The sequence below is a fragment of the Enterococcus hulanensis genome (assembly GCF_005405485.1).
Classification (GTDB): Bacteria; Bacillota; Bacilli; order Lactobacillales; family Enterococcaceae; genus Enterococcus_A; species Enterococcus_A hulanensis.
In genome coordinates this window covers 403452-416762 of sequence record NZ_BJED01000001.1, presented here as the reverse complement: position 1 = coordinate 416762, position 13311 = coordinate 403452, and the positions used below count along the sequence as shown (strand labels likewise).

Here is a 13311-nt window from a genome sequence, read left to right as displayed (position 1 = left end):
TAATCCATTCATTTTTAGTATAGCAAGAAAAGCCAACGATAAGGATCATTGGCTTCAATAATAATTCTTAGGAAATATTAAAAAAATGAATTAAAGATTTTTTCTTGCTGCGAGTCCCATTACACTTCGTTTTCTACCCGCATTTGTTTGAAGATTCTGATTGAAAAGATTGCGATCAAAACAGTGACAAGTGAAGTGGCAACAATCAAAACCAGCAGCATTTCTGTCGAAGCCGTGGCCGCAAAACCACCATACATGACTTGCCCTAAAGGAATAGCCAATGTTGTTACGATCATGACCAATGACATGATGCGACCCAGCAACGCTTTATCAGAAACCAATTGAATATAAACGATCAATTGGACTGAAGCGACTGTGACCACACCCATTGCACTTGCGACGATGATCGTCATGATCCAAAAAGCTAACGTCGGATCCTGAATCAAACCAAATGGAATGACCAATAAGCCAAATAAGATCGCGACTAAAATCAAATTTTTAGAAATACTTGTTTCATTTAGTCGATTGGCAATGATGCCGTAAATGACAGTCCCCAGCAAGCTTCCAATGGCTAAAATGGTATTCATTAAACCAAACTGCGCGTCGCTGACGCCTAGCTGGATTCGTGAAACATATGGAATGATTACTTGAATGAATGAAGCTAAGAAAAAGTTTAACAGAAAAGCCACGATGGCTACTTTAACAATGACCTTTTGAGCTTTTAAATAATGAGTCACTTCTTTTAAATCACCAACCACGACCTGCAAAAGCGTACCGTTCATAGCAGCTTGCGTTTGCTTAGGGATATTTAATACGACTTCACAAAGAATTGCTATCAAAAATAGTCCCCCAGTAATTGCGAAAATTTGATAAACAGCATCAAATCGATAAATAATTCCGGCAATGATTGGCCCCAATACCGTCCCTAACGTTCCGATTGAACTAATAATGCCATTAGCACGCGGAATTTCCTCTTCTGTACAAATCACTGGGATGGCCGATTGTACCACGGGGGTTTCGAAGGCCGAAACCATACCGATGATGACAGTCAGAATGCCAATCGCTGTCACTGGGTCAGCTAGTCGAGTGACTAAAAAGAGCCCTACGGATAAAACCAGATACAGACAATCCATCAGCAGCATTAAATTTCTTTTTGGCAGACGATCTGCTAATACTCCGCAAAATGGTAAACAAATCAGTCGTCCGATGATCGATAGTGAAGCAATCACACTAAATGTCAAAGCCGATTTCGTAATATCTAATACATACAAAGAAATGACAAACTGAACGATCGTCGTTCCTAAAACAGAAAATAATTGACTCCCGATTAGTAAATTAAAATTTTTATTTTTTCTCATAATAAACTCCCTGCTTTCCTGATACTTAAGCGACAACCTCAAAAACTAGTGACATTTCAAATAATACATTTACATACCTACCGTTGGTATCTATTTGTTTAAAAAAAATAGCTGATTATTTGCTATCTTTTTTAATATACTCAAACATTTTGTAGGCTTCTGTCATAATCTCTTCATTGAAAATCGGAATACCGATACCGTCGAACAATTTCTTGGTGAAAAGAACCTTTCGTTTAAGCTGTTCCTCGGTAAAAACGGTGAGGTGCAGCCCAATCCAGGAATTCAGATTCATCATCAAAACATCTGCGACCTCTTCAGGATACTCTGTCTCGATCGATCCGTCTGCTATTCCCTCTTCCACGATTTTCTTGATTTCAGGAATCACTACTTGAAACATCTCGATAAACTGTTCACCGATAAAACGCGGACTGCGCAGCGTCACAGCGGCTGAATAATTCAGCTTCATGCGGGAATAATCTGTAAAGGCGTCTAAGATCGCACTTTGCAGCCTTTCCATCCCGGTGTCCCCCTTATGCTTCCTCAAGCTTTCTTCGGCAGTTTCGGCCGGTTCAATGATCGTTTCAAAAATCTCAAATTTGGATTTGAAATGCTGATAGATCGCTCCTTTAGTCATTCCCCCTAAACCATTTACAATGTCTTGGATGGAGGTATTGTCGTAGCCCTTTTCTAAAAAAAGTTTTTTCGAAACGTCTAAGATTTTCTGTCTGGTTTCTTCCGGATTTTTTCCTCGCGGCATTTTCTCAACTCCCAACATACCACCGGTATCTATTTAAGACTATAGACTGGTTTGGGCTAATTGTCAAACGGTTTTTAATAATTGTTTTTTGAAATATCTTATTTGCGATATTAATAGTCCGCTTATCTCTGGTATGACCCGGCTGCTGCCCTTTCACTCCCCGTGCCGATTTACATAAAAAGAGCTAGCTGAAAGGTAATCCTTCAACTAGCTCTACTTTTTTACATAAATAATTATTGAGGAATCTTTCTATTATTCACTCTTATTAAATAAAGGAGAAAGCTGTTCACTATTTTCAGTGAAAATATCTAATAGGGTTTTATTCCAGTGGCGCGCATCCTTGGTTGAGCTGCCAAATACATAATCTTCTTGACCATAATCAATCGCATCAAAGCCTGGAATGGCTTTTTTAGCGTTTTCCGTTCGATAGTTAGCGGCATCGGCTAATGAGAAGGAAATGTTGCTCGTATCGCTATACTTGATCCAACTGCTGATATCAGTACCGGTTGCTTCTGTATCGGTGCCATTTTCGGTTTGCGGTTCTGCTTGAGCTTTTTTAATTTCAGCTGCGCCGTCAACATATTCTCCATACATTTGATCAACGTAGAGACTGAAGGAATTGCCTAGCACCTCAGATGGTACGTGACCGCCGTCCCATTGCCATTCAATCGTCGCATCCACTCCTGCGTTCAACCAAGCAATTTGCAAATTCAAGGATGTAAACATTGACATATCGCCCTCAGCAGCGCCCATGACAATCTTGGACCATGTTGGATTTTCAGTGTCCTCTGCGTCAATATAATTCAGCGGATTGTACAGATCGACAAGATTGTTTCCATATTTGTCCCCTGCTTCGATTTCTGCAATATCGGTTTTATAAGCTTCCAGCATTTCTTCAAAAGTCTCATAGTTAGCAGAATCAACACCGCCTGTTGCGGATTGTGAAGTGCCGGCATCTGGTGTTCCGACTGCATCTGCCCCACCCTGCATGTTCGGCATGCCAGCTCCACCAAGCATTCCTCCAGTTGGTCCTCCGCCTGTAGGACCGCCCATTCCGCCAGGTCCGTTTTCGGTACTTGTACTCTTCGCATAGCGTCCTTCAATAAACGCCGTTGATCGATCCTCAGAACTCATGGCCGCGACTTCTTCATTGCTTAGCGCTGTTCCATCTTCCTTGAACCAAGTCCAGCCCTCCGAATAATCAAGATTGTCTAAATACCATTGAAGATTTTCCGTAAATTCCGCCAGATACAGATCCAAATAAGTCCCGTAATAGCCATTTGTTTCAGGGTATTTTTCTAAGTCATATTTAATCGATAATTTCACAGTATCTTTCTTATCACCATCACCATTTAGATCAAAGCCGATCTCAGCTTCTGACACAGAGAGGTTTTGATCATTGATATAATCCATATAACTTGTTGACAGATATTCGGCTAATTGACTTTGGAAGGTGCTGCCGAACTCATACGTACTATCTAAGAAATACTCAAAGCCCATCGCAGCATCGGCCTCAGCTAAAGGCGTGATAGCACTATAAGCGATACAGCCCCAAGCGCCATCTGACAGATCTTGATCTTCTCCATTGATGCTGACTGTGGTGGAGTAAGTGCCGTCCGTGTTTTCGTAAACGCCGACTGCTCCGGCTTCAATCTCATAATCGTAATAATCAGAATTGTTCGAAGTCGCCGCGAACATAGTCGCATGAGCACCGCCGCCCGATCCTCCGGTAGAAACAAGATAGTCAGCACTGCCGGGCAGATTTCCCAGCAAAATGTTGTATTTGACATAGCGAGCCGCATTTTTCTGATCCACTAAGCATAATGGCGCATCGCCAGTATAATATGTTTCTCCTGCTTCGTCTGTGGCAGTATCTTGTTTTCCGCGATTCCCACAGGCAACGTTGATATAGCCATCACTGGCATAGGTAGTCGCGGCGTCAGAGTTGGTGGACGAACTGTAGCCGGCTGCCCCAGTATTTAAAATAACCGGAGCTGTCTTGGCAGTGTAGACTTGTCCGTTGGTACTGGTGACTTTAGCGTCATAGTCGATCACCAATGAGCCTTTGACCGCTTCGGAATAGCTGTCATTAGTAATATCGGCGGTTCCGTCATCATTCGTGTCGATCCCTGTAACGTAAGCACCCGGAATGCAGACTGACACGCCTTGCTGATCTTCAATCTCAGGATTCGTGACCGTAGTGACCGAAGTCAAGACCCAGGCATCATCATCCTTCGTATACGTCCACTCCTGCCCTTCATTGTTTTTCAAATTCAAGGCTTCTTCAATGCTCGTTTTGCTTGCTGCATCCTTTAATTCGGCCGTGCTCTCCTTTGTTTCTTCTTTTTCTTCTGTCTTTGCTTCTTCTTCACTGGTACTTACCGTGGTCGTATCGGCGCTGTTGCAGCCTCCCAACAATAAGACGCTTGTGATAACAGTGATACCTATTAAAGCTATTTTTTTATTCATTACTTCTCCTCCTCAGGATGATCATCGCAGAAAATCGTAACTGAGTTCACAAGCGATGATACGTTGGTTATTCGTGTTACTTTTTCTAAACTCAACTTAACCAACTTCCCTTAAAGAAATCTTAAGTAAAGATTCGAGGATCAATCATAAAAAAAGGTTGAAAGAAAAGACAGACTGAGCGCCCATCTTTCTTCCAACGATATTCCTATTTTCTACTTTTCTTTTCCAGCTCCAGCAAATATTGTTTCCGTTCCAAGCCGCCCGCATAGCCGGTCAAATTTCCGTCACTGCCGATGACGCGATGACAAGGAATGACGATCGCGATTTTGTTCGTGCCATTCGCCCGTCCAACTGCCCGCACCTTATTTTTATCACCTAAACGCAGTGCGATGTCGCGATAACTCAAAGTCTCACCGCTGGGGATCGTTTCTAGGATTTTCCAGACTTCTTTTTGAAAAGGTGAACCATCATAAAACAGCGGCAATGAAAATTCTGTCCGTTCGCCTCTGAAATACTCGCCCAACTGTTGTTCCACTTGCTGATTGATAATCGTTTGACCGTAAATGATTCGGAAATTATATTTTACCCGCAGCTGCTCGATCTCTCGTTCCAAACCGCGACGATCCTCAAACTCCAATAAATATAAGTATTCATCATCGCTCAGGCTCAGCATTCGTCCGATCGGTGTCGAAATAAACGATGCGTTCAATGGTCGTGCCGCGACTTTTTTCGCAGGATTTCCCATAATTTGGGTAAAAGCATCATTAAATCCGCTGGAAGATTCATAGCCTAATTCAAGCTGTTGATCGATCACTTTGCTGCCGCGGCTGATTTCTTTGAAGGCCAAGCCCATCCGGCGAGCTCGTGCGTATTGAACAAAGGTCATATTGTAGACCTCTTTAAATTTTCGGCGGGCCGTCGCCGAGTTCAAGCCAATCGCAGAAAAATCAGTTTCCCTCCAACGCTTTTCCGGATGTTCCTCCACTGCATTGACTAATAATTGAACCTCGTCCGGGATCGCCTGCGGAAACGAGAGTGGCTGGCAAATTTTGCATGGCCGATAGCCTGCTAACAAGGCCTCCTCTGCTGTCGGATAAAACTCGCAATTTTCGAACTTTGGTTTTCTAGCACGACATGTAGGATGACAGAAAATCCCGGTCGTTTTGATACCGGCAAAGAAGATGCCATCGTAATTTCGGTCCTTTTCCTTTAATGCCTGATAATACTCTTCCTGTTTTTTCTTTGAAGTAATCATGAGTACTCCCTCCCCTGCTTTACTCTTAAAGTATACCTCTGATTTTTAAGAATATCTTTCGAAAAATGAACAACTATTTTTTATTTTCAGTATGTATTAAATAACGAACAATAGATTTATCGGATTGTTTCATAGATAATTGGCATTCATAAAATAACTGTTGTTTGACAACGAATCGTCACTGTCTTATACTTTTAGTTATAAAGGAGTTGGCAGCCATGAATCAACAAGAAGCCAATCGACGGATGCAGGAGGAAATCCAATTTTTCCCCTGGTTCGTCCAAAATTATTTTCGAAAAAAGAGCGGTGATCAATATTCTTCCATCACCTTATATGAATACGCCAAGGAATACCGACGCTTTTTGACTTGGCTGATCCAAGAAGGCTTTTCCTCAGCCGAAAAGCTGTCCGAGATCACTTTGGCAGAATTTGCGGCACTTTGGCCGGAAGATTTGGAATTTTATAAAGCCCATCTGGTGAAGGCGCCGAAAATCTTAAAGGAATCCACCAAAAAAAGACTGGAAGAAAACGAACAAGCTCTCCCCTTGCGGCAAAATGCTACCGTTCAACGGGGCGTTACTGCTTTGCGCTCACTTTTCAGCTATCTAAGTGAAGCGATCGACCGCAAGACCGGCAAACCTTATCTTGAACACAATATGATGGGAAAAGTCGCAAATGTCAAGGATAATAAAACGATGGCCGAACGCGGGGCAGCAATTGAGAAGAAACTCTTCTTGGATGAAGAAGCCTTGGACTTTCTGGATTTTGTCGAAAAGCGTTATATCGATACCTTGGAATCTCGCCAGGCGATCACTGCTTTTAAGAAAAACCAAGTGAGGGATCTGGCGATTATCGGGCTTTTTCTGGGAACCGGCATGCGTTTATCTGAACTGGTGAACATGAATGTGTCGGATCTTGATCTGAATGCCGGAGAAGCGCGGGTCTATCGTAAAGGCGGAAAATGGGATATGGTAGTCATTTCCTCCATCGCTATCGAATATTTAACCGACTATCTGACACAACGGAATCAGCTTTATCAGCCAGACGAGAATGAAACAGCACTTTTTCTGACTCGCTATCGCGGGAAGGCCAAACGAATTGCCAGCGGTGCCGTCGAGGCCATGGTGGGCAAATATTCAGAAGCCTTCAAAATCAAAATCTCACCCCATAAATTGCGCCACTCAGTAGCGACCCAATTATACAGCAAAACCAACTCGCTCGTTCAAGTCGCAGAACAGCTGGGACAATCCGGCACCTCGGCGACAACCGTCTATACACATATCGCAGGAAAGCAAAAACGCGATGCGATGAATGATTTATGGACGTGAAGATAAGCAAAGTAACTAAATAAGTAACCAAAGAGCAACCTCAATGATGTTTGAGGTTGCTCTTTATTTGTCTTTTTCAGATTGATCATTTTTTAATAATCACTACTCCAACTCAACATCTTACAGATTAAAAAGTAAATGAATAACTCTCGATCATCTTCAGTCAAACATTCTATTTGTGCTCAATAACATCGATGATAGAAAACTCGCAACCAAACACTAGCTTTCCTTAAAAAAGCTGATACTTATCTTGCAGTATCAGGAAATCATCTTGTTGCTTCTGTCAAAATACATATACTTTATGTAAGCGCTAAACAATGGGACCTAATAAAGAAAAGGAGGAATAATCAATAAAATTTTTCAGCAATATCACTATACACTTGATCGATCATTTTAGCCTTCTTGGTATTTTTCGCCAAGATTGCCTCCGCCAAAATGGTTAGTAAATAATGGAGAGAAACACTGAATAATGAATAGCCAAGATCAAGAAAATTTTCATTATTAACCACATAGACAACTTCTTCTGCCAGCATTGCTAATGGTGAGTCCAAAACTGGTGTAAACAGAACGGTATAAATATTTTTGGCTTTCAACAGCTTCATGATCTCAATCAATTTCTTATTTGTACCGCTCTTGCTAAAAATGAACGCGACATCATTTGGTTCGATAATAATCGATTGTAGAAACTGCAGATTACTTTGGCTGAAAGACAGTGTATGGATTCCAGCGGACATAAAACTTGAAGTGATATTTTCGGCGATATAAAAATTATCATCAAAGCAAAAATAATCAATCCGTTTACTGCTCATAATACGCTCAGTAATTCTTTCTAACTGTATCAAATCCAATGAACTACGTGTTTCCTCGATCGCACTAATAAAATACGACGAGATTTTGCCACTAATAATATTCAAGGAATCTGCCGCATCAATCAAATTTTCCGTTGGTAAAACTGCGACTCGTTGAGATAAAGCAGCTTCTTGCGAAAGCTTTAGCCTAAAGTCGGAAAAACCACGAAAACCCATTTTTTTACAAAAACGATTGACAGTCGCCTGACTCGTAAACGTTTCAGCGGCTAGCTTGTTTAATGTTAAATTGCTCAAAGTATCTAAATGCTCCAACAAATATCCAGCAATGTGATTTTCAGATTCCGAAAATTTATTAGTATTCTTCAGTTCGCGAAGTAATTTCACTGATCTGTTCCTCCAATTTTTTCCTTAATTATACCATTGGAAAATTTTATTCAGGAAACGAGTTTTTTTACGAAAGGATGTTAAAAATGAAAAAAGTGTTTAATGAAAAAATGATGCCAGCAATTATGACTTTTGTTAATAGCAAAGGGATTCGAGCATTAAAAGATGGTCTGCTATTCTCAATGCCTTTATTGATCGTCGGAACAATCTTTCTACTATTAGCCAATATTCCCATTCCTTCAATCGCAGAAGCAGTGACCTCCTCGGGCTTAGCTGACATTTTGACCCAAGCTTATAGTGCAACTTTTAACTTAATGGCCTTGGTAGCAGTTATGGGAATTACTCATACGTATGTGAAGAATGAAGGCTATGAGTCTTTTGGTGCAGCGATCATCAGCCTCGCCTGCTTCATTCTTCTGCAACCTTCGACTGTTACGAACGAACAAGGTGAGTTGGTCAATGTCATTTTTAAAGATTGGACATCTGGAAAAGGAATGGTTTGTGCCATTATTGTAGGTCTCTTGGTTGGTGTCGGCTATTGTTTCTTAATGAAACGCGATATTCGTATCAAAATGCCCGCCGGTATCATGGTAGGAATTTCAGCGATTGTCTATGGAATCTTCAAACTTGCTTTCAATACTACTTTTGTTGAATGGATTTATCGGGTGCTACAAACGCCATTACAAGGATTAACAGATAGTTTTGCTGGTGCGATCATCATTGCCGGCTTGGTTCCTTTTCTTTGGTTCTTTGGAATCCACGGAGCAACGATCGTCTACGGTGTTGTGTTGCCACTCTTAACAGCAAATTCACTAGCTAATCAGGAAATTTTAGATGCCGGAAAAGCCTTAACTTTAGAAAACGGCGGTCACATCGTTACTCAGCAATTCTGGGATCAATGTTTAACCATCTCTGGATCTGGAATTACTTTAGGACTTGTCTTATACTTTGTCTTTTTTGCAAAATCTGCTCAGTATAAAGAACTAGGAAAATTAGGCTTCTTTCCATCGATTTTCAATGTAAATGAACCAATTCTTTTTGGAACTCCAGTGGTGCTTAATCCAATTCTAGGTATTCCGTTTATTTTGATGCCGATCCTGTCATCGATTATTCAATATGTCGCACTTTACACAGGGATTTGTCCTTTATATGGCGGCATTATTGTTCCGTGGACTACGCCGCCAATCATCTCTGGATTTTTAGTTGGCGGTTGGCGAACTGCACTATTGCAATTACTCATTTTAGGCTTGTCCTTCATAGTCTATTTCCCATTTGCACGCAAATTAGATGCAATTAGTTACCAAGAAGAGCAAAAGGAATCCAAAAATACCGAGGAATCATCGCTTGTCAGTGGTGGAATAGGAGTTGAAGATGGGATTTAAAAATAATTTCTTATGGGGCGGCGCAACAGCCGCCAATCAATGTGAAGGCGGTAGCTCCTTGGACGATCGCGGCTTAGCAAATGTCGATTTGCTGCCTTTAGGACCTGATCGTAGAGCAATCTCTCAAGGTCAGAAAAAAAGTCTAACATTTGAAAAAGATCACTATTACCCGGCCCACCAAGGAATCGATATGTATCATCGCTACCATGAAGACATTATGTTAATGGCTGAAATGGGATTTAAAGTTTATCGCTTATCCATCAGTTGGAGCAGAATTTTTCCAAATGGCGATGAAGAAGAACCAAATGAAGCTGGCTTGAAATTTTACGAAAATATTTTTAGTGAATGTAAAAAATATCAGATCGAACCAATTGTGACAATTGTTCATTTTGATTGTCCAGTTCATTTGATTGAAAAATATGGATCTTGGCGTAATCGAAAAATGATCGATTTTTATCTAAACTTTTGCCGAGCGTTATTTGAACGCTATAAAGGACTGGTGAAATATTGGATGACCTTTAACGAAATAAACGTAATTTTACGTGAACCTTTTTTAGGCGCAGGTCTAGTTTTTGAACCTGGAGACAACGAAGACCAAGTAAAGTACCAAGCAGCACATCATGAATTGGTCGCTAGTGCTCTTGCAACTAAACTAGCTCGTACAATTGATCCGAGTAATCAAATCGGCTGTATGTTGGCTGCTGGTGATACTTATCCTTACAGCTGCAAGCCTGAAGATGTCTGGCTAGCCAAACAAACCGATCGCAAAGGATATTTTTTTACCGACGTTCAAATCAGAGGGAAATATCCAACTTATATGTTGAAATATTTTGAAAAAAATAGTCTAACGATTCAAAAAGCTCCTGAGGATGAAGAAATTTTGGCAAACAACACAGTTGATTTTATCGGCTTTTCTTATTATTCCTCTAAATGTATCAGCAGCGAAGATGGAAAATACGAAACGACAGAAGGCAATTTAGCTGTTTCTTTGCGAAATCCATACCTTTCCTCTAGCGAATGGGGCTGGCAGATCGACCCATTAGGACTGCGGATTACCATGAACACTTTGTACGATCGCTACCAAAAACCTTTATTCGTCGTTGAAAATGGTCTTGGTGCTAAAGATATCCCCAATGAACAAGGTGAAATAATTGATAACTATCGCATTAAATATTTGCAACAACACATCCAAGAAATGAAAAATGCGGTAGACGAAGACGGCGTTGATCTATTAGGTTATACGGTTTGGGGGTGGATTGATGTCGTTTCAGCTAGTACCGGTGAAATGAGTAAACGTTATGGTTTGGTCCACGTTGACTGCGACGATAAAGGACAAGGTAGTTTGAAAAGAAGCAAAAAGCGCAGTTTTGAATGGTATAAACAAGTCATCTTCACTAATGGTGAAAACTTGACCTACGAATAGAAATTCTTTAGCTTCAGGTAGACTTCGGATCAAGGGTTGGATTTTCCTCCCCTTTTATCCTGAAACTTCCCGAAAATAAATCCATTTAAACACAAAAATCCTCAATCAATGATACGCTCCCCTAACTAGGTCAAAGAAATAATTAAGTCCTAGTTTTGGGGAGCGTATCATTCGTTGAGTGTCGTTAAAAATTTCATTTGAAAAGAATATCATTGTTCAAACGCTGCTGAGAAACCTTTCGTGATTTCCCAGCAACGCTTGATCTATTAATCAGTTATTATATAATCTGCTGCACCAACTGTTTAGCTTTTTTGGAGACTAGGCTAGCTCCACCTTGGTGCAACAGATTTAATCCGGCTATATCACTTCCGACGCCTACACAGCAGGCTCCGGCATGAAGAAAGTCCGCCGCATTTTCTTCGTTGATCCCACCTACTGCCATGATTTCAATTTGGTCTAACGGCCCTTTGACTTGTTTGATAAACGTAGGTGTTAAGGTAACCGCTGGAAAAACTTTGACAATTCTTGCGCCGGTTTCCCAGGCTTGAATAATTTCTGATGGTGTAAACACGCCTGGAACGGCAAGAACATTGTATTTCTGACACATTCGAATTACATCTATATGAAGGGTTGGCGACAAGATGAAATCGGCGCCTGCCAAGATGGCACTTCTGGCAGTTTCTGTGTCCAGGACGGTTCCTGCGCCAATAATTACAGCGTCACCGTACTCTTGCTTCAAAATAGCGATGATTTCAGCAGCATTCGGAGTGTTAAAAGCCACTTCGATGATTGACACACCACCATTTATTAATGCCCCGGTGATCTCTTGCGCTTCTGCTGCCGTGACTTTTCGTATGATTCCGCAAATTTTTTTCTGTTTCATTTTTTGTAAAATTTCTAAGTCCTTCATCTGCAATTGCTCCTTACCATTCAGCCATGGTCCCATCGTAATTTTTCCACTTTGGATTTGACCAGCTTAAATCGTCTACTGCTACTTCTCGAATCAGCTCTTCATTCATTTCAATTCCTAATCCGGGGCCTTTCGGTACTTCTGCAAACCCGTCGATATAGTGGAAAATCTCTTTGTTTTTCACGAAATCTAACAGATCAAAGCCTTTATTATAGTGAATGCCGAGACTTTGCTCTTGGATGAAAACATTTTGCGTACAGGCATCAATTTGAAATGTCGCGGCTAGAGCAACTGGCCCATATGGCGCGTGAGGTGCCGCTGCGATATCATAGGCTTCAGCCATTGCGCAGATTTTTTTGGTCTCCAAGATTCCTCCGCACAAAGCGGCATCTGGTTGGATAATATCGACTGCTCCGCTGGTTATTAATCGCTTGTAATCCCAACGATTGCATAGTCTTTCGCCAGTGGCTAATGGGATATTCGTTCGTTGGGCGAGATCGATAAAGGCTTCTTCATTTTCCGGCAGGACGGGTTCTTCAATAAACATCGGCTTAAAAGCTTCTAACTCCTTAATCAAGGTTTTGGCCATTGCCTTATGGACCCGTCCATGAAAATCAATCCCGACTTGCAGGTCCATCCCGACTGAATCGCGAATCGCCTGCATATTGTTCAATACCTTCTCTACTTTGTCGTAGCTGTCAATGTAGTGCATTTCCTCAGTAGCCAACAATTTTACGGCCTTAAAGCCGCGTGAACGGCGGTCCAAGGCATCTTCGCCAACTTTATCTGGCCGATCTCCGCCGATCCAAGAGTAGACCATCAAGCGATCACGCACTTTTCCCCCCAGTAAATCATAGACTGGGGCATTGTAATATTTTCCTTTGATGTCCCACAACGCCATCTCAATACCCGAAACAGCCGTCATGTGGACGGGGCCGCCTCTGAAGAAGAAGCGGTACATTAACTGCCAGTGGCGCTCAATTTCCATCGGGTCTTTTCCTATCAGATACTCGCTTGTTTCCTTAATACAGTTGACGACAGTCTCGGTTCTTGTCCCACCGATACATTCGCCCCAACCAGAAATTCCTTCGTCCGTATTGACCTTCACAAAAATCCAACGGGGTTTTACTTTAAATACTTCAATATCTACAATTTTCATTTATCGCGTGCTCCTTATTCCATAAGATTTGCTGCTTAGTACGGCGATCATATTACAGACGTGCCATAAGAGCCTCC

The 13311-nt window shown here is 41.5% G+C and carries 10 protein-coding genes; 3 read left to right on the top strand and 7 right to left on the bottom strand.

Annotated features, from left to right (window positions below; genetic code table 11):
- Positions 1-119: 119 nt before the first annotated feature.
- The 4 genes from FFR60_RS01930 to FFR60_RS01915 all read right to left on the bottom strand — a co-directional run bounded on the left by FFR60_RS01930 (position 120) and on the right by FFR60_RS01915 (position 5839).
- Positions 120-1358: an MFS transporter gene (locus FFR60_RS01930; RefSeq protein WP_137662767.1), complete on the bottom strand. Its 1239-nt coding sequence runs from the start codon at positions 1356-1358 to the stop codon at positions 120-122.
- Between the two features lie 115 nt (positions 1359-1473).
- On the bottom strand, positions 1474-2115 hold the full coding sequence (locus FFR60_RS01925; RefSeq protein WP_137662766.1) for a TetR/AcrR family transcriptional regulator: 642 nt from the start codon (positions 2113-2115) through the stop codon (positions 1474-1476).
- A gap of 252 nt (positions 2116-2367) precedes the next feature.
- A complete protein-coding gene (locus FFR60_RS01920; protein WP_137662765.1) occupies positions 2368-4584 on the bottom strand; it encodes a hypothetical protein in 2217 nt (738 codons plus the stop codon).
- A 205-nt stretch (positions 4585-4789) separates the two neighbouring features.
- Positions 4790-5839, bottom strand: a complete 1050-nt coding sequence (locus tag FFR60_RS01915; protein ID WP_137662764.1) for a bifunctional transcriptional activator/DNA repair enzyme AdaA — start codon at positions 5837-5839, stop codon at positions 4790-4792.
- 218 nt (positions 5840-6057) lie between these two features.
- Here FFR60_RS01915 and xerS point away from each other — a divergent pair, with 218 nt between their 5' ends.
- Complete coding sequence (gene xerS / locus FFR60_RS01910) at positions 6058-7167, top strand: tyrosine recombinase XerS (protein ID WP_137662763.1); 1110 nt, start codon at positions 6058-6060, stop codon at positions 7165-7167.
- Between the two features lie 347 nt (positions 7168-7514).
- On the opposite strand, the gene FFR60_RS01905 is transcribed toward xerS, so the two are convergent.
- On the bottom strand, positions 7515-8360 hold the full coding sequence (locus FFR60_RS01905) for a MurR/RpiR family transcriptional regulator (protein ID WP_137662762.1): 846 nt from the start codon (positions 8358-8360) through the stop codon (positions 7515-7517).
- Positions 8361-8446: 86 nt separating this feature from the next.
- On the opposite strand from FFR60_RS01905, the gene FFR60_RS01900 reads away from it, so the two are divergent.
- Positions 8447-9742: a PTS sugar transporter subunit IIC gene (locus FFR60_RS01900; RefSeq protein WP_137662761.1), complete on the top strand. Its 1296-nt coding sequence runs from the start codon at positions 8447-8449 to the stop codon at positions 9740-9742.
- Positions 9732-11165 carry a 6-phospho-beta-glucosidase gene (locus tag FFR60_RS01895; RefSeq protein WP_137662760.1) on the top strand — a complete coding sequence of 478 codons (1434 nt, stop codon included), beginning with the start codon at positions 9732-9734 and terminating at the stop codon, positions 11163-11165. Before FFR60_RS01900 ends, FFR60_RS01895 begins: the two co-directional genes overlap by 11 nt.
- A gap of 277 nt (positions 11166-11442) precedes the next feature.
- On the opposite strand, the gene FFR60_RS01890 is transcribed toward FFR60_RS01895, so the two are convergent.
- Together FFR60_RS01890 and dgoD are read right to left on the bottom strand one after the other, a co-directional pair.
- Positions 11443-12075, bottom strand: a complete 633-nt coding sequence (locus FFR60_RS01890) for a bifunctional 4-hydroxy-2-oxoglutarate aldolase/2-dehydro-3-deoxy-phosphogluconate aldolase (RefSeq protein WP_137662759.1) — start codon at positions 12073-12075, stop codon at positions 11443-11445.
- A gap of 13 nt (positions 12076-12088) precedes the next feature.
- Positions 12089-13234, bottom strand: coding sequence for a galactonate dehydratase (gene dgoD / locus FFR60_RS01885; RefSeq protein WP_137662758.1), 1146 nt, complete (start codon positions 13232-13234; stop codon positions 12089-12091).
- Positions 13235-13311: the final 77 nt, after the last annotated feature.

Excerpts from the sequence above, each read along its gene's own strand:
- FFR60_RS01900 (WP_137662761.1), top strand. The coding sequence starts at position 8,447 with ATGAAAAAAGTGTTTAATGAAAAAATGATGCCAGCAATTATGACTTTT.
- dgoD (WP_137662758.1), bottom strand. The coding sequence starts at position 13,234 with ATGAAAATTGTAGATATTGAAGTATTTAAAGTAAAACCCCGTTGGATT.
- xerS (WP_137662763.1), top strand. The coding sequence starts at position 6,058 with ATGAATCAACAAGAAGCCAATCGACGGATGCAGGAGGAAATCCAATTT.
- FFR60_RS01930 (WP_137662767.1), bottom strand. The coding sequence starts at position 1,358 with ATGAGAAAAAATAAAAATTTTAATTTACTAATCGGGAGTCAATTATTT.
- FFR60_RS01920 (WP_137662765.1), bottom strand. The coding sequence starts at position 4,584 with ATGAATAAAAAAATAGCTTTAATAGGTATCACTGTTATCACAAGCGTC.
- FFR60_RS01890 (WP_137662759.1), bottom strand. The coding sequence starts at position 12,075 with ATGAAGGACTTAGAAATTTTACAAAAAATGAAACAGAAAAAAATTTGC.
- FFR60_RS01925 (WP_137662766.1), bottom strand. The coding sequence starts at position 2,115 with ATGCCGCGAGGAAAAAATCCGGAAGAAACCAGACAGAAAATCTTAGAC.
- FFR60_RS01915 (WP_137662764.1), bottom strand. The coding sequence starts at position 5,839 with ATGATTACTTCAAAGAAAAAACAGGAAGAGTATTATCAGGCATTAAAG.
- FFR60_RS01895 (WP_137662760.1), top strand. The coding sequence starts at position 9,732 with ATGGGATTTAAAAATAATTTCTTATGGGGCGGCGCAACAGCCGCCAAT.